The sequence below is a fragment of the Amycolatopsis sp. NPDC043887 genome, assembly GCF_056435665.1.
On the sequence record NZ_JBWKEB010000002.1, the window covers coordinates 389,302 to 408,181 of the forward strand.

At 68.4% G+C, this 18,880-nt stretch carries 20 protein-coding genes; 12 read left to right on the top strand and 8 right to left on the bottom strand.

All coding sequences use genetic code 11. From position 1 onward, the window contains the following. Window positions 1-9: 9 nt before the first annotated feature. Complete coding sequence (locus AC069H_RS06940) at window positions 10-879, bottom strand: LysR family transcriptional regulator (RefSeq protein ID WP_478231629.1); 870 nt, start codon at window positions 877-879, stop codon at window positions 10-12. 92 nt (window positions 880-971) lie between these two features. Between AC069H_RS06940 and AC069H_RS06945 the strand changes: the two genes are divergently transcribed. Continuing rightward, window positions 972-1,505 (top strand): cysteine dioxygenase family protein, encoded by a 534-nt coding sequence (locus AC069H_RS06945; protein WP_478231630.1) that lies wholly within the window; start codon window positions 972-974, stop codon window positions 1,503-1,505. Window positions 1,506-1,582: 77 nt separating this feature from the next. On the opposite strand, the gene AC069H_RS06950 is transcribed toward AC069H_RS06945, so the two are convergent. After that, the gene (locus tag AC069H_RS06950) at window positions 1,583-2,008 is read right to left on the bottom strand and encodes a GNAT family N-acetyltransferase (protein WP_340683474.1); all 426 of its coding nucleotides are present in this window, start codon (window positions 2,006-2,008) and stop codon (window positions 1,583-1,585) included. Between the two features lie 103 nt (window positions 2,009-2,111). Between AC069H_RS06950 and AC069H_RS06955 the strand changes: the two genes are divergently transcribed. Continuing rightward, on the top strand, window positions 2,112-2,795 hold the full coding sequence (locus tag AC069H_RS06955) for a TetR/AcrR family transcriptional regulator (RefSeq protein WP_478231631.1): 684 nt from the start codon (window positions 2,112-2,114) through the stop codon (window positions 2,793-2,795). On the opposite strand, the gene AC069H_RS06960 is transcribed toward AC069H_RS06955, so the two are convergent. Further along, window positions 2,741-3,697: an alpha/beta hydrolase gene (locus AC069H_RS06960; RefSeq protein WP_478231632.1), complete on the bottom strand. Its 957-nt coding sequence runs from the start codon at window positions 3,695-3,697 to the stop codon at window positions 2,741-2,743. The two genes, AC069H_RS06955 and AC069H_RS06960, sit on opposite strands and share 55 nt — an antisense overlap. Before the next feature lie 179 nt (window positions 3,698-3,876). Between AC069H_RS06960 and AC069H_RS06965 the strand changes: the two genes are divergently transcribed. After that, entirely contained in the window at window positions 3,877-5,040 is a 1,164-nt protein-coding gene (locus AC069H_RS06965; RefSeq protein WP_478231633.1) for a DUF418 domain-containing protein, read from the top strand. A 4-nt stretch (window positions 5,041-5,044) separates the two neighbouring features. Here AC069H_RS06965 and AC069H_RS06970 read toward each other — a convergent pair whose 3' ends face one another. The 5 genes from AC069H_RS06970 to AC069H_RS06990 all read right to left on the bottom strand — a co-directional run bounded on the left by AC069H_RS06970 (window position 5,045) and on the right by AC069H_RS06990 (window position 8,777). Next, window positions 5,045-5,461, bottom strand: coding sequence for a hypothetical protein (locus AC069H_RS06970; protein ID WP_478231634.1), 417 nt, complete (start codon window positions 5,459-5,461; stop codon window positions 5,045-5,047). Further along, window positions 5,458-5,862, bottom strand: coding sequence for a hypothetical protein (locus tag AC069H_RS06975; protein ID WP_340683478.1), 405 nt, complete (start codon window positions 5,860-5,862; stop codon window positions 5,458-5,460). Before AC069H_RS06975 ends, AC069H_RS06970 begins: the two co-directional genes overlap by 4 nt. Window positions 5,863-5,920: 58 nt before the next feature. Then, window positions 5,921-6,316, bottom strand: coding sequence for a VOC family protein (locus AC069H_RS06980; RefSeq protein ID WP_340683479.1), 396 nt, complete (start codon window positions 6,314-6,316; stop codon window positions 5,921-5,923). A gap of 54 nt (window positions 6,317-6,370) precedes the next feature. After that, on the bottom strand, window positions 6,371-7,117 hold the full coding sequence (locus AC069H_RS06985; RefSeq protein ID WP_478225825.1) for a helix-turn-helix domain-containing protein: 747 nt from the start codon (window positions 7,115-7,117) through the stop codon (window positions 6,371-6,373). A 451-nt stretch (window positions 7,118-7,568) separates the two neighbouring features. Beyond that, on the bottom strand, window positions 7,569-8,777 hold the full coding sequence (locus AC069H_RS06990; protein ID WP_478231635.1) for a site-2 protease family protein: 1,209 nt from the start codon (window positions 8,775-8,777) through the stop codon (window positions 7,569-7,571). Between the two features lie 264 nt (window positions 8,778-9,041). On the opposite strand from AC069H_RS06990, the gene AC069H_RS06995 reads away from it, so the two are divergent. The 9 genes from AC069H_RS06995 (at window position 9,042) to AC069H_RS07035 (ending at window position 18,802) form a co-directional block, all read left to right on the top strand. Continuing rightward, complete coding sequence (locus AC069H_RS06995) at window positions 9,042-9,164, top strand: hypothetical protein (RefSeq protein ID WP_478231636.1); 123 nt, start codon at window positions 9,042-9,044, stop codon at window positions 9,162-9,164. Between the two features lie 79 nt (window positions 9,165-9,243). Further along, window positions 9,244-9,480 (top strand): hypothetical protein, encoded by a 237-nt coding sequence (locus AC069H_RS07000; protein ID WP_478231637.1) that lies wholly within the window; start codon window positions 9,244-9,246, stop codon window positions 9,478-9,480. A gap of 187 nt (window positions 9,481-9,667) precedes the next feature. Continuing rightward, the gene (locus AC069H_RS07005) at window positions 9,668-10,459 is read left to right on the top strand and encodes a hypothetical protein (RefSeq protein WP_478231638.1); all 792 of its coding nucleotides are present in this window, start codon (window positions 9,668-9,670) and stop codon (window positions 10,457-10,459) included. Then, window positions 10,456-11,880 (top strand): multicopper oxidase family protein, encoded by a 1,425-nt coding sequence (locus AC069H_RS07010; RefSeq protein ID WP_478231639.1) that lies wholly within the window; start codon window positions 10,456-10,458, stop codon window positions 11,878-11,880. Before AC069H_RS07005 ends, AC069H_RS07010 begins: the two co-directional genes overlap by 4 nt. Continuing rightward, window positions 11,877-12,788, top strand: coding sequence for a DMT family transporter (locus AC069H_RS07015; RefSeq protein WP_478231640.1), 912 nt, complete (start codon window positions 11,877-11,879; stop codon window positions 12,786-12,788). The genes AC069H_RS07010 and AC069H_RS07015 overlap by 4 nt, the downstream gene beginning before the upstream one ends. Beyond that, window positions 12,781-15,141, top strand: a complete 2,361-nt coding sequence (locus tag AC069H_RS07020) for a heavy metal translocating P-type ATPase (RefSeq protein WP_478231641.1) — start codon at window positions 12,781-12,783, stop codon at window positions 15,139-15,141. Before AC069H_RS07015 ends, AC069H_RS07020 begins: the two co-directional genes overlap by 8 nt. A 1,046-nt stretch (window positions 15,142-16,187) precedes the next feature. Next, window positions 16,188-17,306: a PLP-dependent cysteine synthase family protein gene (locus AC069H_RS07025; protein ID WP_478225833.1), complete on the top strand. Its 1,119-nt coding sequence runs from the start codon at window positions 16,188-16,190 to the stop codon at window positions 17,304-17,306. Beyond that, window positions 17,303-18,559 (top strand): MFS transporter, encoded by a 1,257-nt coding sequence (locus AC069H_RS07030; RefSeq protein ID WP_478231642.1) that lies wholly within the window; start codon window positions 17,303-17,305, stop codon window positions 18,557-18,559. Before AC069H_RS07025 ends, AC069H_RS07030 begins: the two co-directional genes overlap by 4 nt. Window positions 18,560-18,673: 114 nt before the next feature. Further along, a complete protein-coding gene (locus AC069H_RS07035) occupies window positions 18,674-18,802 on the top strand; it encodes a DUF305 domain-containing protein (protein ID WP_478231643.1) in 129 nt (42 codons plus the stop codon). Window positions 18,803-18,880 lie beyond the last annotated feature (78 nt).

Below are 18,880 nucleotides of genomic sequence, written 5' to 3' on the forward strand. Positions count from 1 at the left end.
GAAGTCGACTCACTGGGCCCGGATGCTGGCCCGGAGTGCGTCGATGAGCGCGACCGCGGCGGGCGGGTCGGGTGGGTCGCCGTAGGTGACGGCGTAGATCTGGCGGGGATCCTCGGCCAGTTCGGTGGCGTGGACGCCCGGCATCCGGTGGGCGCGGAGGGCGAGCCGCGGCAGCGTGGTCACGCCCATCCGGGCCGCGACCAGCGCCTGCATGACGACGATGTCGTCGCTCACCATCGAGATCCGCGGAGCGAACCCGGCCCGCCCGCAGATCGTGACGAGTTCGTCCTGGCATCGGGCGCAGCCGCCGATCCAGGTCGAGTCGCGGTGATCGGCGATGGTCTGCCCCGGTTCGCTGGTGAGCAGGTAGATCGGATCCTCCAGCAGGTGCACCAGCCGGAGTCCCCGCTCCTCGCGCGGAGTGTCGGCGTACCGGAAGATCAGGGCGACGTCGATCCGCCCTTCCCGCAGCATGCGCAGCGCTTCACCCGGATGTTCGTCGACCAGTCCCAATTCGAGTCCGGGATGGTCGCGGGCCAGCGCGGCGGCCGCATCGGGGACGACGGTGCTCAGGATCGACTGGAACCCCGCCAGCCGGACCCGCCCGGCGCGCAAGCCCACCTGCGCGGCCAGCTCGGCCTCGGCGCCTTCGACCCGGCCGACGATCTCGGCCGCGCGCGCGGCGAGCAGTTCGCCCTCGGGGGTGAGCCGGATGCCGCGGCCGATCCGCTGGACCAGCTTCGCCCCCGTCGCGGCCTCCAACCTCGCGAGATGGTGGCTCACCGCCGGCTGCGTGTAATGCAGTTCCTTCGCCGCCGCGGTCATCGAACCGTGCCTGGCGACCGCCGCCAGCACCGTGAGCTGCACCAGGTTCAGCATGGATAAAGAATACCTATACGAAGGGAAGAACTTCATCATTGGACGCCGGGCGGACAACGGAACACGATGAGAAGCGACGAGAAGGAGAACAAATGACCGTCGCACCCGAAACCGCCGCCAGACCCGGCCTCGCCGAGCTGATAAAACGTCTTCGCCAATGCACCGGAAGAACGTCGGAACCCCTGGCCACCGCGCAGGCCGTGGCGGCCGTTCTCACCGAACTCCGGCCGACTTCGCGGCTGCTCACCGCGGCGGAACGAGCCGGGTCCCCCGAGGGGTACACCCGCACCACCCTGCACACCGAGTCCGCCTTCTCGATCGTCGCGCTGGCCTGGCGGCCCGGCCAGCTCACCGAGATCCACGATCACCTGGTGTGGTGCACATTCCTTGTCCTCCAAGGAACCGAGACCGAGAACATCTTCGACATCGACGGCGACCGGCTCGTCCGGACGGAGCAGCGGCGGCGGCCCGCCGGGTCGGTCAGCGGCGTCGCGCCACCCGACGACATCCACCAGGTGCACAACGAAGGCGACACCGTCGCCATCACCTTGCACGTCTACGGCGCCGACCTCGCCAAGGGGACCAGCGTGCGCCGCAATTACCGGATGCGCGCCGATTCGCAGTAAAAGGCGTAAGCATTTGGGTCCATTTCGCCTATTGCCTCCGGCACCGGCACCCGGTCAATTCCCGGCGCGGACTTTTGTCAGGAGTTCCCCTCGATCGTGCGCCGCATACCGACGGTCCCGGGAGCGGTCTCGACGAAACCATGCCGCCGGTAAAGCCGCCACCCGGGTGGGTCACCGAGAAGATTGACGTACGCGCCCGGAGCCGCGGCGTCGATCTCGGCGAGGAGGGCGTCGAGGACGGCGTCCCCGATACCGCGCCGCTGATGGGCGGGGAGGACGGCCATGTCGACGATGTGGAAGTACCACCCGCCGTCGCTGATCACCCGGCCCATCCCGACGGTCTCATCGGTGGCCCGGTGGATCACCTTGACCGAGGCCCAAGCGCCGTCGACCCCACGCTCGGCCTGCTCCCTCGCCGGTTCGGTGAGGCCCGCCTCGCGGCGCAGCCGCAGGTAGTCGTCGACCGACGGCGAGCCTGCTTCCAGGCGGTAGGAGTCGTCCATGACCGTTTGCCCCTTTCCCGGGAACCAGCGCGCCGACGGCGTTGCACCCGGCGCGTGCGATCGTAAACTGTGCCACTGACGGCGACAGGAAGAAGTACCGGTGATGACAGGTCGACGGCGCTGGTCCAGCGACGACATCCTCGACGCGGCAGGAAAACTCCTGGAGGGCGGCGACGCGGAGGCGTTCAGCGTGCGCAAGCTCGCCGCGATGCTCGGCACCGATTCCTCGAGTCTGTACCGGCATTTCCGGAACAAGACCGAACTCCTGCGCGCCGTCGCCGACCGCGCCCTCCTCACGGCCATGGAGGGCTACGAACCCGTAGGCGACTGGAAACAGTGCGTCACCGACATCGCGTTCCGGCTCCGCGAGGTCTTCGCCCGGCAGCCCCAGATCGCCACCGTCTGGGGGCGCTACGCCTCGGGCGGCGGCGGATCGCGTGCCGTCATGGAAGCACTGCTCCAGGCTTTGCGCTCATCAGGTCTGCCCGATGAGCGGGTCCCCGCCCACTATCACCGGATCGCGGTTCTCGTGACCGCGCTGAACGCCGCGGACGGCGGTATCGGCACCCTCGCCGCGGAAGAGCGCGAGCACGGCATGGAATCGTTCCGGGTCGCCGTCCTCGGGGCCGACCCGGAACGCTTCCCCGCGGTGGCCCGTTTCGCCCGTGAAATCCTCCCGCTCGGCGCCGACCGCCGGGACGCCTACGCGGACATCCTCGCCGCGCACCTCGATCAGATCGAGGTCGAAGCGAGCGCCTCGCGCAGGAACTCGGATATCTCCGCCTGAGCGGCCGCGGCCTGCGGCTCCACCCCGGGCAACGTGAGGAATCCGTGCCTCGCTCCCGGATATTCGGAAAGCCGCACCTCGGTCCCGGCTTCGCGCAGCCGTTCCGCGTAGCGACGACCGTGATCCGCGAGGGCGTCGCGGGTGGGCACCACCACGAGCGCGGGCGCGAGTCCGCTCAGGTCGTCGGCATGGATGGGCGACCACGCGCGGGCGTCGACCCCCGGCGGGACCGAAAGCCGTTGGACGAGCTGGAGTTGGGGCAGTGCCCGGGTCGGGCTGTAGGCGTACTCGGCGATCGAGGGATGGTCGTACATCGACTCGGTCACGTCGACCGCCGGATTGACCAGTACCTGCGCCTTGAGCCGCGGACCACCCTCCCTGGACCGGATGGCGGTCAGCGCGCTGATCAACCCACCGAAGCTCTCGCCGACCACGGCAACCCGTTCCGGGTCGACACCCCATTCGGCGGCGTGACGCACCACGTGCACCAGCGTGTCCCAGCCGTCGTCGGCCGCGAACGGGAGCGGAACCCCCGGCGAGACGAGGCGATGCTCGACCGAAACCACCACCGCGGGCAGCCGCGCGGCGAAATGACTGTTGGGCCAGTCGCATTGCACCGCGGTACCGACGAAGCAGCCTCCGTGGACGTGGACCACGAGCGGCAGGGCGACGTCGCCGCCGACGGCCGGGCGGTACACCCGGACCGGCAGATCGCGGCCGGGCAACGGGATCTCCCGCCAGTCGATCAGGGCGCCGTCGTCCGGCTCCCCGAGGAACGCCCGGGCCGCCTTGGACGCCCGTGCCCGGTTTTCCGCTTCACGGTAGGCCATCAGCTCCTCGGTCGTGATCGTCGAGAAGTCCGGCTCCCGCGGTCGTAGCTCGGCGGCGATCTCGTCGGTCATCTCTTCCGCTCCCCTCCCGGCTTCACACCGGGCTCGTCTTGGCCAGGACCCCTTCGCCATTATGCACGCAGTGCGTGCAACGGCAAGCGCATCACCGATCAGGCGTGCTACGAAGTGACGGGGCGGAGTCGTCCTAACGACGGACGAAGCCGGAAGCGTGCGGTGACAGGCTCGACACCATGAGTCACCAGACGTCGGCAGTCGCTGCCTCGCGGCATTCCCGCGGCGGGCGGATCTCCTCTCTGGACCTGCTCCGAGGGGTGGCGATACTCGGCACGTTCGGCACGAACGTGTTCCTGTTCGCCCATCCCGGCGGGCCCGCGGGTTTCTTCCAAGACTTCGTCGGCACAGCGACGACCTTCGCCGAGCGGGCCGAGGTCGGCTTACGTGTGCTGACCAACGGCAAGTTCCTCGCGCTGCTGACGATCCTGTTCGGCGTGGGCCTGGAATTGCAGTACCAGTCCGCCCGGCGGCGCGGTGCCCCCTGGCCGGGCAGGTATCCGCTCCGGGCGGGAATTCTGTTCCTGGAAGGGGTCGCGCACTTCCTGCTCGTGTTCGAAGGCGACGTGCTCATGGCCTACGGGCTCACCTCGCTGCTCGTCGCGTACCTCGTCGGCCGGAACGATCGGGTCGTGCGGAACGTCGTCGTCGTGGTGGGCGGCACGTACGTGGCGCTTTTGCTCGCCGCGACCGCGTTGCTCGTCGCCACACCGGAGGTCTCCGGAGAGCCTGCCCCGGTCGCCCCCTCCGCGACCGCGAACTGGCCCGAACAGGTCGCCGTCCGGCTGAACGATTTCTTCTTGCTGCGGGCGGAGATCGTGCTGATCGTGCCCTCCGCCGTCGTCTTGTTCCTGCTGGGTTCCCGCCTCCGCAGGGCAGGCGTTTTCGACGACACGGACAAGGGAGCACGGCTCCGCTCGCGCCTGCTCGTACTCGGCTTCGCCGTCGGCCTGCCGCTGAACGTGCTGACCGGGTTCGGCGGCCCGGACTGGCTGCTCGTCGACCGGTACCTGTTGCCCCCGCTCGTCGCCGTGGGTCTGCTCGCCCTGGTCACGCACCTCACCCTCCGGATGCGCGAGCGGGCCGGAGCGGTCCGAAGTGGACTGATCGCGGTCGGCCGCACCGCGCTCTCCTGTTACGTACTGCAGAACCTGCTGGCCGGCGCCCTGTGTTACGGCTGGGGTCTCGGCCTCGCCGAGCGTTTCGCGGATGTCCGTCCATGGTGGATCGTCGGCCTCTGGGTCTTCGTCGGGCTGACGAACATCGGCTTCGCCGTCCTGTGGCTCCGGCGCTTCGACCGCGGTCCCTTGGAACTGCTCATGCATCGCCTCTACGCGCGATGACGGCTCAGCGTGCGACGGCCGTGTAGTCCTTCAGTACCGAAGCGGAACGTGTCCGGTTCGGCCCTTGGTGGCCGTCGATGCCCTCCACCAGAGGGCCTCCCGGGCGGTGGAGGTGCGTGTTCAGCAGCGCCTCCACCGCGGCCACGACTCCGGGCCTGGTCCGCTCCGGCGCGATCAGGCTCCCGCACCCCGTCCAGCCCCTCCGCGGTGAAGTGACCTCGAGGCCGAGTGGCCGGTCGGGTATCGCCGCGACGGCCCTGCGGAGCACCGTCCTGGCTTGATCCAGCGCCACGCGGACATCGACGTCGTCGAGGAGCCCGGTCCCCGAGAACCAGGCCGAGACCGGCCGCCTGGCCTGGCGGCCGATCGCCACGACCGCGCTCAGCAGCGTCGGCGGAATGGCCGCGTCAGCGGATGTCATCGACCAGCCCGCGGACTCGGCAGAGGGCGCACGAAACCCGCGATCCGTGGTGTGACGACAGCGGTGCCGTCGTCGATCATGCCGCGCATCCCCGCCAGCACTCGTTCGTCCGGCGATCCGTGCACTTGGAAGTCCACCACCGTGCAGTGCGCCGACACGGCGTTGATGTGGTTCTCGGAGATCCGCCAGTGTTCGAGGACCGCGTCCGAATCGGCGTACATCTGGTAGCTGTAGGCCAGCATGCGATCGGCGTCCACGAACGTCTGCACCATGACCTGCGGCGCGTTGCGCTCGACGAAGTCGATGGCTTCCCGGACGGCGGCGGTGAACTCCTCCAGGTGGCCGTCGGTGATCCGCATGGTGTTCCGGAACAGGAGCATTTCGTCTGCTTCGAGGGTCATGGCCTCATGGTCGGACCTCGACCGAACTCGAGGTCAACGCGGGGACCCGTGCGGTCCGTCACAGGGCGCTCGGGTCGTAGGCCAGCAGCTCCCAGCAGTGGCCGTCCGGGTCGTCGACGGCCCGGTTGTACAGCCAGCCCATGTCCTGGGCCTCGCGTGGCTCGGTGGCACCCGCGGCCAGCGCCGCGTCGGCCAGGCGGTCCACTTCTTCGCGCGATCCGGCGGCCAGTGCGTTGATCACCTCGATCGGTCCGTCCGATGTGGACCGCTTGGTGAACGTCGCGAACGTCTCACGGGTCATCAGCTGCACCAGGATCGTGTCGGCGAACGCCACCTGGACGGAGGTGTCACCACTGAAATCGGGATTGACCGTTCCCCCCATCGCCAGGTAGACCTTCGTGCTCGCCTCCAGGTCGGTGACCGGCAGGTTGACGTAGATTTGCGCGATGGCCATGACATGCCCTCCAGGACGTTTCGGGTGCCGGGTGGTCCCGGCGTCACCACGAATCTAGGGGCGGACCGCGACGTCGGTCTTGTACAGAAGCGACAGCATCTCGTCGCCGTCGGCCCGCCGCAGCCGGGAGGCCGTGCAGCCGGTGAACCGGGTCAGTGAGCGCGCCAGGTGCGGCTGGTCGTGATACCCGGCCCGCTGCACGACCTCGACCGCGGCCATCCCCTGCCCCAGCAGCATCACGGCCTGCCTCGCTCGTTCGATCTGCCGGATCGCCCCCTGGGTCAGCCCGGTGGCCGCGGCCACCCGCCGCTGCACCGACCTCGGTGTGACCAGCGTGGCCGCGTCGCCGCGAAGCACATCGGTGACCAGCGGATCACGCATCAGCACCCCGGCGCGGACCAGCCGATCCACGAAGACGTCGGCGTTGTCGTAAGTCGGTGTTTCCCACTCCTCCCCCTGCAGGACGAACGAGCGAGCCGTGGTGTGCGGACTCGTCACGGCGGTGTCGACCAGGTCCGGCACCGGCATCGGCGCCAAAAACGCACCGTGCCGGAAGATGATCCCGACCGTTTCACCTTCGCCGGGGCCCAGGTCCAGGACCGTGGGGCTCGTCTCCGGGCCACGCACCGCCACATGCGTCTCGCCCCGGTCACGCCATACCACGAGCTCCCAGTTCGAGTTCGCGATGGACCGCATCCGCGCGGGCATCGTCACGGCCTCCGTACCGGCCCGGTAAACCCGCTCCACATACGGAGAATCGGACGGGCGCTGCTCGACGCCACTGGCCGGATCAAGACTCACGGTCAAGACGCTAGCGGTTCACAGGCACCTACCACCACGAGTGCGAAGAGCGCGATTCGGAAACGGACCGGACGGGAATCTCGCCTCAGTCGGTTTCGACACACGGCCGCGGGTCCACTGAGGGGCTGCCGCGCCCACACGGCCCTGAATCCCGAGGTGACAGCTTCGTGGCGATCGTCGGCAGCGCGACGTTCACGATTGTGGTGGCCAACGCGTTCATCAGCATGGCGAGCACCAGCGCCGCAAGCACTCACCTGCGCTGGTCCTCCGCCCTGAGCAGTCGAGGATCTCGCGAGGATCCTCAGCGCGATCCAGTGCCTTGTTCGCCTTCGCGCGGAACAGCAGAGCCAAGCGGCGTCAACTCTCTCCGACGCCGTCGAGGCTGCAGGGCCCAACGGGCTACCATGCGAGGTCGTAGGCCCCTGATTGTGAAGGCGAGCCCTCGTCACCGTCAGGTGTCGGTGAGCTCAGTGGTGGTGTTCGGCTGCGGGCGGCAGCGCGTTGAGATCCTGATCTCGATTGTCCGCGCGATGTCGGTCGGGGTGACGATGCCGACGAGTCCACCGTTGTCGAAAACGAGCACTCGCCCGCCGGTGGCCGGGGAAAGATGCTCGAGCAACTCGGTGAGCGGCTGCTCCGGTGCCGCCGTCGGCACGTCGGCGAGCGGGATCGCGATGTCACGCACAGAGGTCGTGGCCCGCTCGGTGCGGGGGACGGCCCGCAGTTGCGCCAGGGTGATCAGTCCGTCGATTCCGCCGTCGGCTCGCTCGACCGGGTAAGCCGAATACCGGTGCCCCAGCACATAGCGTTCGATGAACGCGTCGACGGTGAACCAGCCGGGGCCGGTGTGCGGGTTCGCGCTCATCACGTCGGCGACACGGACTCCGGCCAGTGCCTGCCGGGCGAGCACGTCCGTCTCTTCGGCACGGGCGGCGGTGAACAGGAACCAGCCGATGAACACCATCCACAGACCACCCATGCCGGAGCCTGCCAGGAACTGGAACAACCCGAGCGCGATGAGCCCGAACGCGATGCCGCGTCCCGTGCGGGCCGCGCCGAGTGCAGCCCGCGTGAAGTCCCCGCGCCGGTGCCACAGGTAGGCGCGCAGGATCCGCCCGCCGTCCAACGGCGCGCCGGGCAGCAGGTTGAACAGACCGAGCAGCAGATTGATACCCGACAACCACCAGCCGACACTGACGACGATATGCGCTACCCCGAACGCGCCGAGCCCGGCGGCGATACCGGCGAAGACCGCCGCGAGCGCGAGGCTCGTCGCCGGGCCGGCCGCGGCGATGCGGAAGTCCTTTCCCGGAGTCTTCGGCGAGGAGCCGAAGGCGGCGATACCACCGAACATCCACAGGGTCAGACTCTTGACCTCCACACCGGCGCGGCGGGCGACGACGGCGTGGGCCAGCTCGTGAGCCAGGATGGAACCGAGGAACACCACCGCACCACCGAGACCGGCCAGCCAGTACGTCGCGGGCGCATGCCCCGGCGCGTCGACTGGCAGCGTGTAACCGGCCAGGCTCCACGTGAACAACCACAGGACGACCAGCACGCTCCAGTTGAGGCGTAGCGGGAAACCGGCCAGGTGGCCGAGTTTGATGTCTTCTCCCATGTCCGGACTCCGCTCGCCGTCGATCGACACAGATGACGTCATCACGTCCCCAAGGGCATATTTCAGAGTCACCGCGCATCTCGTTGAAGCGCAGGGCCCAACGTCGCCGCCAGAACGGCCCAAGGTCCCATACCGCGTCAAGCGCCATCACCGGGAAGGCTCTGCTATCCAAGATAGTAGAAGTGCGTCAGAGGCCTTCGTCCGCAGCGGATGGGGACCTTCGGATTCCCCGTTCGCGACAACCAGCCCTGACGCCGACCGGTGCAGAAGGTGATGCTCGAAGACCGCCGACGAAATGAGAACATCATGAAGCGCCAACACCTCGGGCTGTACGCGATCGCCGTGGCGATCTTGATCGTCGGGCTCGCCTACGCCGGAGTTCCGCTCACCACGATTCTGATCGGCCTGGCGGTACTGGCCTGCCCCTGATGATGCTGTTCATGATGGGCGGGCACGGCGGATCCGGCGACCAGGACCGCGATCACCACCACACCTCCGGCCGGTCGTAATGGCCGACGCGGCGTACGGGCTGTGGCCTCTGGTCATCCTGAACATCGCGCTGTTCGTCGTGTTCGCGATGAGCTTCTTCCGGCCGCATACGAAGCGCGACTGGCGGGCGATGGGTGCGTTCACCGCGTTCCTGGTGGCGTTGTTCACCGAGATGGGCAGTTGGCTCGGCTCGCGCTTCCCGCTGCCGGCCACGCGCGGGTCCGGCACCCGCAGTACGACGGCTTCCTGCTGGTGATGATCGGGTTCCTGCTGCAATGGCCGACCATTCCCACCCTGATCATGTTCTACACGCGGCTGGCTCGCAACGAGGAACGTGAAGTCGCGCAACGGTTCGGCGAGCAGTGGACCGCGTACGCCGCGCGTGTCCCGGCATTCCTCCCCCGGCCGCGAGCGACGTCAGATGAACGATCCCGGAGGTGGCGATGAGCACGAACGCGGTGCGCGCGGGACTCGCCGGAGCCGTGGCCCTCGCCCTGTTCTACGCGGTGGTCGTCGGTGTCGCGGGAGGACTTGAGCACCTGGGGCGGCAGGCGGTCGAAGACTGGCCATGGCTGGTGCTGATCCTGGGCGGATTCGGCACCCAGGTCGGGCTCTTCGCCGAACTGCGCCGGCGCAGGCGACTACACGCGGATGTGCGTGCCGCGACCGGTGGCGGCAGGTTCTCGTTCTGGCTGCCGGACGTCCACGCCGGAACCATGACACCGATCGCGGTCGCCTCGCTCGCCACACTCGCCGGGCTGTTCATCGTGCTCGACGCCCGCACCGGCGACCGGCGGCTCACCCTGGCCGGGCTCCGCGCCGGCGCCCTGTTGTCGGCGCGTCTCAGCGTGATCGGCTTCACCGTCCTGCTGGTGACCGCGGCGTCCCTCGCCGTCACCATCACCGTGTTCGATGCCGAGCAGTGGATCGTCTACGCGGGCGGCAACCTGTTGCTGGCCGCGATCTACGCCCTCATCGGCGTGTGCATCGGCCCGATCTTCGGCCGCGTGTCCGGTGTGCTCATCGCGTTCCTCGTGCCGTTCCTCGATGTCGGAATCGCGCAGAGCCCGATGTTGCGCGGCGAACCACCGGACTGGGCCCGGTTCCTGCCCGGCTACGGCGCCGATCGCGTGCTGCTCGACGGCGGACTGACCGCGAGCTTCGACGAGACGGGACCGTTGCTGCTCGGGCTCGGGCTGGCGGCGACCGGGTTGTTCCGAAAGGCGGTCGCATGAGCCCGTTCACCCGCCGCGCCTTTCTCGGCACGACCGCATTGGCCGTGACCGGGCTGACCGCCTGCTCGACGGAGAACCCGCTGATCCTGCCCACCGACCCACTGGTGGGCAGGACCGAAACGGCGCGCGGCGGCACCGGCCACACCCGATCGGCCACACTCACCGCGACCACAAGCCAGGTCGACCTCGGCGGCCCCGTGGTCGACACGTGGACCTATGACGGCGTCGCGCCCGGCCGCGAAATCCGCGTGACCGCGGGCGACCTGCTCGAGGCGCGGCTGGTCAACCGGCTGCCCGTGGACACCTCGATCCACTGGCACGGCCTGGCGCTGCGCAACGACATGGACGGAGTTCCCGGCCTCACCCAAGCCCAGATCAAGCCGGGAGAGGAGTTCACCTACCGCTTCGCGGTGCCGACGCCGGGCACCTACTGGTTCCATCCGCACACCGGCACACAGCTCGACCGTGGCCTGTACGCGCCGCTGATCGTCGAGGACCCGGGAGAACCCGGCGGCTACGACGCGGAGTGGACGGTCGTGCTCGACGACTGGATCGACGGCACCGGCACCACTCCAGACCAGGTCCTCGCGACTCTTCAGCGGGGCGGCGGTCACTCGATGCACGGTATGGGCGGCCGAACACTGGACGGAGACGTCACCTACCCGCACTACCTGCTCAACGGCCGCGTCGACGGCGCACCGGCGACGTTCACCGCCAAGCCCGCGCACCGCGTGCGGATCCGGTTCATCAACGCCGGCTCCGACACCGCGTTCCGGGTCGCGCTCGGCGGCCACCGCATGACCGTCACCCACACCGACGGCTTCCCGGTCACACCGGTCGACACCGACGCACTGCTCATCGGCATGGGCGAGCGCTACGACGTGCTGATCACCCTGTCCGACGGCGTGTTCCCGTTGGTGGCACAGGCGGAGGGCAAGGAGGGTGCTGCTTTCGCGCTGGTGCGCACCGGCCGCGGCACCGCTCCCCCGCCGTCGATTCGTCCGGACGAGCTGCGCGGGAAGCCTCTCGGCTATGCGGAACTGAAGGCCAGTGAACCGTTGCCCGCTCGGCAGCCCGACGTCACGCACCGACTCGCGCTCACCGGCGGAATGATGAGCTACCAATGGGGAATCAACGGCCGCGCCGGTGACCACACCAACCGATCGCGAGTCCGAAATGGACAACGCGTGCGCGTGGAGTTCGTCAACACCACGATGATGTGGCACCCCATGCACATCCACGGCCACACCTTCCAGCAGGCAGGCGGCCCGCGCAAGGACACCGTGATCGTACCGGCCGGCCAGACCGTCGCCTGCGAGTTCGACGCCGACAATCCCGGCCAGTGGATGATCCACTGCCATAACACCTACCACGCCGAGGCCGGGATGACGACCGTCCTCGGCTACGAGTCTTCGTCATGACGGCAGCGCTTCGCCGGGCACGCCCGTCACGCATGCTGGTCGTCGTCGTGGCCTGGGCCTCGTGCTACGTGCTGATCAGGTGGGGCATGCGCGACGCCCCGGTGCTGTGGTTCGCCGCGCTGCGCGCTCTGTTGGCCGGGCTGTTCCTCCTCGGCGCATGCCTGCTGTACCGGCGCCCGGCTCTGCCACCAGGCGGGAGGCCCTTGGAACTGATCGGCGTGATGGCGCTCATGAATGTCGCGCTCGCGTTCGGGGCCATGTTCGCCGGCGCCCTCGGACTGGCGACCGGGGCAGCCGCGGTGCTGAGCAACTCCACTCCGTTGCTGGTCGTGCTGCCCGCCTGGTGGCTGTATGCCGAACAGCAGCGGGCCCTCGAGTTCACAGGGACTGCTCTCGGGTTCGGTGGGCTGCTACTGGTCGCCGCGCCGACCGGACTCGGTGAGGGAGCAGGCCTGGCGTTACCAGCCGCCGTCGGGATCACTGCGGGGGCGTTGCCGGCACGCCGCCTCACCGAAGTCGTTCTGTCCGGCGTCGCCGCGGCAGTCGACGGACCACCTTCAGCCATCACCTGGAACGCGCGGTTCATCGCCGCGATGGCGATCCTGGCCCTCGGTGCGACAGCGATTCCGTACGTGCTGTGGTTCGGCGAGCTGCGTCGCGCATCCCTCACCTCGGTCACCGCCTGGACCCTGCTCGTCCCCGTGGTCGGCGTCGTTTTCGGCATCACCGTGCTGGGTGAACGTGTCACCCTGATCAAGGGCCTCGGCGACGCGATCGTCCTCGCGGCGCTGCTGTTGGTAACCCTGTCCGGTCGAACGGGAACGTCCCGGATACTCGCGAAGGACGACTCGCACAACCGACCGGTCACCACCGTCGACACCGGCCCAGAAAGGCACGACCATGAGTGACCACACCCGCACTGCCGTGCTCGACGTCAGCGGACTGCACTGGGCGAGTGAGCAGAACGTCGTCAACGCCAAGCTCGGGAGACAGCCCGGCGTGCACCACGTCGAGGTGAATCCGGTCGCGCAGACCGCGACGGTGCGCTTCGATCCCGCCGTGACGTCGGTGGCGGCCCTGCGTCAGTGGGTGGTCGACTGCGGCTACCACTGCGCTGGCCAGTCGGTGCCGCGCCACCTCTGCGACCCCACGACGGAGCCGGAGCACACCGGCCACGAGCACCACGCCGAGGCGGCGACTCCGCGGTCCCCGCATGAGGCGATGGGCCACGGCGGGCACGCCGGGATGTCGATGGCCGCGATGGTCGCCGACATGCGCAATCGATTCCTGATCGCACTGCTGTTCTCCATCCCGATCGTGTTGTGGTCGCCGATCGGCACCGAGGTCTTCGGACTCCACCTCCCGACGCCATTCGGCGTCCGCCAAGACCTGTGGGCGTTGCTCCTGAGCCTTCCGGTGATCTTCTACTCCTGCTGGATCTTTTTCGACGGCGCGGTGCGCGCGTTGCGGCACCGCACCCTCGACATGATGGTGCTCGTCGCGGTGGCCGTCGGCGCGGGCTGGCTGTACTCCCTGGTCATCACACTGACCGGCGGAGGAGAGGTCTTCTACGAAGCCGCGACCGTGCTCGCCGCGTTCGTCCTCTTGGGACACTGGTTCGAGATGCGCGCCCGCGGTGGGGCGAACGACGCGATTCGCACCCTGCTCGACCTCGCCCCGCCCAAGGCGGTCGTGCTCCGTGACGGCGAGGCCGTCGAAGTACCCACCGCCGAGGTGGAGGCCGGAGACCTGCTGCTGGCGCGGCCAGGCGCGAAGATCGCGGTGGACGGCGTAGTGGAGGACGGCGAGTCCGAAGTGGACGAGTCGATGGTCACAGGCGAAAGCCTGCCCGTGCACAAGGCGCCCGGCTCCACGGTCATCGGTGCCACCATCAACGCCAACGGCACCCTGCGCGTCCGCGCCACCAAGGTCGGCTCGGACACCGCACTCGCGCAGATCGTCAAGCTCGTGCAGGAGGCGCAGAACTCCAAGGCGCCGGGCCAGCGACTGGCCGACCGGGCTGCGTTCTGGCTGGTGTTCGTGGCGCTGATCGGTGGTGGCGCCACTCTCGCGGTCTGGTTGCTGGCGGGCAGCGCGTTCGCCACGGCCATTCTGTTCGCCATCACCGTCGTCGTGATCACCTGCCCGGACGCACTCGGTCTCGCCACTCCGACCGCGATCATGGTCGGAACCGGCCTCGGCGCGAAACGCGGTGTGCTGTTCAAGAACGCCATGGCACTGGAGACCTCCGCGCGCATCGAGGTCGTCGTGATGGACAAGACCGGCACGCTCACCAAGGGCGAGCCCGAGGTGACCGACGTGCTCGTGGACGGTCTGGGCGAGGCGGAACTGCTCCGGCTGGTCGCGGCGGTGGAACGCGAGTCCGAGCACCCGCTCGCCGAGGCGATCGTCCGCCACGCGGGCGAACTGGACGGGCTACGCGCGGATCGGTTCGAAAACGTGCCCGGCCACGGTGCGATCGCCCAGGTCGGCGGGCACCGCGTGGTGGTCGGCAACCGGCGGCTGCTGGAACGGGAGAACATCGACCTCGCGGCACTCGGCCCGCGCCGGGACGAACTGGCCTCGACCGGACGCACCGCGGTCCTGGCCGCGGTGGACGGCGTCGCGGCCGGGGTGATCGGCATCGCGGACGCACCGAGGGAAACCTCCGTGACCGCCGTCCGGGCGCTGCACGACCTCGGCGTCGAAGTGGTCATGCTGACGGGCGACAATCAGGCGACGGCAGAGCGCATCGCCGCCCGGCTCGGTATCGACACCGTGATCGCCGAGGTGCTGCCTGGCGACAAGGCCGCGAAGGTCGCCGGGTTGCAGCGCAGCGGACGCAAGGTCGCGATGGTCGGCGACGGCGTCAACGACGCCCCCGCGCTGGCACAGGCCGACCTCGGCATCGCCATCGGCGCGGGCACCGACGTCGCGATCGAGACCGCCGATGTCGTCCTCATGCGGTCCGACCCGCTCGACGTCCCGATCGCCTTGCGCATCGGCCGCGGAACCTTGCGCAAAATGCGCCAGAACCTCGGCTGGGCCATCGGCTACAACACCATCGCGCTACCGATCGCCGCCGGTGTTTTCGAACCGGCCTTCGGGCTCATGCTCCGCCCGGAGATCGCCGCACTGTCGATGTCCGGATCCAGCCTGATCGTCGCGGTGAACGCACTCGCCCTCAAGAGACTGCGCCTACCCGTCGCGACAGCGGAGAACACCTGTTCCTCTGCGCCGCGGCAGGTATCGACGCGGTAGCGTCGGGTAACCCCGCACGAGACCGCACCTCCGCCGACAAGGTCAACTAGGACCGATAGTAGCCTGGGTCGCGTGCCGGACGATGCGGCTCCGGAACACGTGACACGGCGAGAAGACCGGGGGAATGAGTGGTTCCGCCAGGGGAAAACGCCGGTGAAACCACCACTCGGCTCGAGGTCGAGCCCCCAGCGGGTACCGACCGAAATGTGCGCCCATGGTGGCGGCACACTGCCACGATCATCGCGGCCGGCGCCCTCGGCGGGCCGGCCGTGCTGTATCAGTAACGTCCGAGCGCTCTCGTAGCGCGACGCGTGTCGGCGGGTGCGGGGTCCCGCATGACTCCGCACCCGCTTTTTCCTATCGTCGACGCGATAGGCTCAATCCGATTAATCGCCATTCCCGCATCCCGGGACACAGCAGATCACTCGATCACACTGCGTTCAAAGGGAGCCCACCTTCAACTACCATGGGTAGTAGTCGGACGCGAAATCGAGTGAATTCTTCGCTACTAGTAGAACTAGTACGATTGAAGGTGGCAGACGTAAGTTCTTTGCTGATACGGTCCGATAACTGTGAGGGGCTATCCGACTACGCCGCGTCGCAGAGTGAAGCCGATGCTGTGGCTCGTCACTCTGCTCTTCTGGCTTCTTTCGCTGCAGCTGGGCCAATGTTTCCCGCAAGCGCACGCCCACGCGGCCGAGCATGTCGCCACCAGCGCAGCGACGCATGCCCCACTGGCCGACGACTGCGAACCCGAGCACCACGCACACCGGCAACACACGACCACGGACGCCATTCATCGCGGTACGCGAGGAACGACGGATACGACGTGGTCGGCGATTCCCCTCGAGAATACGTTTACCGGACTATTCCGCTCACCGGTTCATTCCCCTGGTCATGGGAGCCCGGGACGGGATCCGCGCCCAACCGGACGCGCCTTGCTCATCGAGATCTGTGTCACGCGAACGTGATCGGGCTGAACGACCCGGCCGACCCCGTTCCGTTCGACCGTCGCGCCCCGCGACGATTCACTGAAAGAGATCTCGATGAGGACACCCCTGTCCGCCAACGGCTCGACCGTGTCCGGGACCACCCTCCCCGGCCAAAGGACCATCACGCACGGCCGCAATCCGGCCAGTGCGGTCGGCAACACCCCGGTGCTGTGGATCGATGAACCGGGCGCGGCGCCGGGCCGCGGCTTCTGGGCGAAGCTCGAAGGATTCAATCCCGGCGGCATGAAAGACCGCCCGGCCTTGCACATGATCGCCCGCGCACGCGAACGGGGCGACCTGGCTCCGGGCGCGAGGATCGTGGAATCGACCAGCGGCACGCTGGGACTCGGCCTCGCACTCGCCGGAATCGTCTACGGCCACCCGGTCACCGTGGTCACCGACCCTGGCCTCGAACCGATCGTGCACCGGATGCTGGCCGCACACGGCGCCCGTGTCGAGCTCGTCACCGCCCCACATCCGACCGGCGGCTGGCAACAGGCCCGACGGGACCGCGTACGGCAGCTCCTGGCCGAAGAACCCGACGCCTACTGCCCCGACCAGTACAACAACCCGGACAACGTGGACGCCTACGAGCCGCTCGCCCTGGAACTGGTGGACCAGCTCGACCGCGTCGACGTCCTGGTGTGCTCGGTGGGCACCGGAGGCCATTCGGCGGGCGTCTCGCGTGTCCTGCGCGAGCACTACCCGCAGATGAAAGTCGTCGGCGTCGACACCATCGGTTCCACGATCTTCGGGCAACCGGCGCGCCCCCGGTTGATGCGCGGACTCGGTTCGAGTATCTACCCGTCCAATGTGGACTACTGCGGTTTCGACGAAGTCCATTGGGTGGCGCCGGCCGAAGCGGTGTGGACCTGCCGTCGGCTCGCCGCGTCCCACCACGCGACAGGCGGGTGGAGCGTCGGAGCGGTCGCACTCGTCGCTGGTTGGCTCGCAAGGACCGAAGCTGCCGGCACACGGATCGTCACGATCTTCCCCGACGGCCCCCACCGCTACTTCGACACCGTCTACAACGACGACTACTGCGCGGCGAACGGCTTGCTCGGACAGACCCCCGCGGACGAGCCCGACGTCGTCGTCAATCCCGTCGACCAGGTCGTCGAGCGGTGGACGCGCTGCGCACACGTCATCGACCCGTCCGAGGTGCGGGCGTGAAGGATCTGGTCGTCAAGTTCAGGTCGTTCGACCGGCCTTCCCAGCTGTTGATGCTGAACCAGTTCACCATCAACCTGGGCTTCTACATGCTGATGCCCTACCTCGCGGGGCACCTGTCGGCGGATCTGGCGCTGGCGGGCTGGGCCGTAGGGCTCATTCTGGGCGTGCGGAACTTCTCCCAGCAGGGCATGTTCCTGATCGGTGGCACGCTGGCCGACAGGCTCGGCTACAAGCCGCTGATCGTGGCGGGATGCGCGCTGCGGACGGGCGGGTTCGCCCTGCTCGGCCTGGTCGATTCGGTTCCGGCGCTGATCGTCGCCTCGGCGGCCACCGGGTTCGCGGGTGCGTTGTTCAATCCCGCGGTGCGGGCCTACCTCGCCGAAGACGCCGGTGAGGAGCGGCGCGTCGAGGCGTTCGCGTTGTTCAATGTGTTCTATCAGGCGGGCATCCTGCTGGGCCCGGTCGTCGGGCTGGTCCTGACGAGTTTCGCCTTCCCAGTGACCTGCCTCGTCGCGGCCGCGGTGTTCGCGGTCCTGACCGTGCTGCAGATTCGGTCCCTGCCGCCTCGTTCGCGTGCCAAGGGTGACCCGGCCGCGCGGACTTCGATCCGGCAGGACTGGGCGACCGCGTTCGGCAACCGGTCGTTCGTGCTGTTCTCGCTCGCGATGATCGGCTCGTACGTCCTGTCGTTCCAGGTCTATCTCGCACTCCCGCTCGAAGCTCGTCAGGTCGGCGGCCCCGGAGTGGCGGGGACCACATTGGTGGCGCTGCTGTTCGCGGTGTCAGGAGGTTTGGCGATCGCCGGACAGCTGCGGATCACCGCGTGGTGCAGGCGGCGGTGGGGATCCGGCAAGTGTCTCGCCGTCGGTCTCCTGCTCATGGGAGCGGCGTTTCTCCCGCCCATGCTCACCGCGGGCGCGACGGCCGGTCCGGCGGCGTTGAGCTGGGCATCGCTGATTCTCTCCGCCGCCCTGCTGGCACTCGGGACCATCGTGGTCTTCCCGTTCGAAATGGACACGATCGTCGCCCTCTCCGGCGGCAAGCTGGTCGCGACGCACTATGGGCTGTACAACACCGTGGTCGGCGTGGGCATCCTCCTCGGCAACCTGCTCACCGGCACCGCGTTGGACATCGCGAGAGATGCCGGTGTACCAGCGGCACCATGGGCTGTCCTCGCCGTGATCGGAGCCGGTTGCGCCTGGTGCCTGCGCGCACTCGACAAGGCCGAACACCTCACCCCGGTGGCGGTGTGAAAGCCGTGACCCCGCCGCATCCGCCGAAGCGGATAGGTGACCTTGGGTCATGACGGCGAGCGCGCTCAGGAGAACCCAGCGGGTCTTCCTGCTGGGCGTGCTCGCCTTTGCCTCGTGGCGATGCACCACCTCACGACGTCGACAATGGGTTCCAACCCCGACGCCAAGGCTCTCGCCCAGAAGATCATCGACGCCCAAGAGGCCGAGATCCGCGAGATGCAGGGGCTGCTCCCGCAGGGCTGATTCATCGCCGCCGGGTCTCGACGGGATCCCTCGCCAGTAGATACTATTATGCCTAGTACTACTTGCCGTAGATCTCTT

Excerpts from the sequence above, each read along its gene's own strand:
- AC069H_RS07010 (WP_478231639.1), top strand. The coding sequence starts at position 10,456 with ATGAGCCCGTTCACCCGCCGCGCCTTTCTCGGCACGACCGCATTGGCC.
- AC069H_RS06970 (WP_478231634.1), bottom strand. The coding sequence starts at position 5,461 with ATGACATCCGCTGACGCGGCCATTCCGCCGACGCTGCTGAGCGCGGTC.
- AC069H_RS07025 (WP_478225833.1), top strand. The coding sequence starts at position 16,188 with ATGAGGACACCCCTGTCCGCCAACGGCTCGACCGTGTCCGGGACCACC.
- AC069H_RS06990 (WP_478231635.1), bottom strand. The coding sequence starts at position 8,777 with ATGACGTCATCTGTGTCGATCGACGGCGAGCGGAGTCCGGACATGGGA.
- AC069H_RS07015 (WP_478231640.1), top strand. The coding sequence starts at position 11,877 with ATGACGGCAGCGCTTCGCCGGGCACGCCCGTCACGCATGCTGGTCGTC.
- AC069H_RS07020 (WP_478231641.1), top strand. The coding sequence starts at position 12,781 with ATGAGTGACCACACCCGCACTGCCGTGCTCGACGTCAGCGGACTGCAC.
- AC069H_RS06980 (WP_340683479.1), bottom strand. The coding sequence starts at position 6,316 with ATGGCCATCGCGCAAATCTACGTCAACCTGCCGGTCACCGACCTGGAG.
- AC069H_RS06950 (WP_340683474.1), bottom strand. The coding sequence starts at position 2,008 with ATGGACGACTCCTACCGCCTGGAAGCAGGCTCGCCGTCGGTCGACGAC.
- AC069H_RS07000 (WP_478231637.1), top strand. The coding sequence starts at position 9,244 with ATGGCCGACGCGGCGTACGGGCTGTGGCCTCTGGTCATCCTGAACATC.
- AC069H_RS06940 (WP_478231629.1), bottom strand. The coding sequence starts at position 879 with ATGCTGAACCTGGTGCAGCTCACGGTGCTGGCGGCGGTCGCCAGGCAC.
- AC069H_RS07005 (WP_478231638.1), top strand. The coding sequence starts at position 9,668 with ATGAGCACGAACGCGGTGCGCGCGGGACTCGCCGGAGCCGTGGCCCTC.
- AC069H_RS06965 (WP_478231633.1), top strand. The coding sequence starts at position 3,877 with ATGAGTCACCAGACGTCGGCAGTCGCTGCCTCGCGGCATTCCCGCGGC.
- AC069H_RS06960 (WP_478231632.1), bottom strand. The coding sequence starts at position 3,697 with ATGACCGACGAGATCGCCGCCGAGCTACGACCGCGGGAGCCGGACTTC.
- AC069H_RS06975 (WP_340683478.1), bottom strand. The coding sequence starts at position 5,862 with ATGACCCTCGAAGCAGACGAAATGCTCCTGTTCCGGAACACCATGCGG.
- AC069H_RS06955 (WP_478231631.1), top strand. The coding sequence starts at position 2,112 with ATGACAGGTCGACGGCGCTGGTCCAGCGACGACATCCTCGACGCGGCA.
- AC069H_RS06945 (WP_478231630.1), top strand. The coding sequence starts at position 972 with ATGACCGTCGCACCCGAAACCGCCGCCAGACCCGGCCTCGCCGAGCTG.
- AC069H_RS06995 (WP_478231636.1), top strand. The coding sequence starts at position 9,042 with ATGAAGCGCCAACACCTCGGGCTGTACGCGATCGCCGTGGCGATCTTG.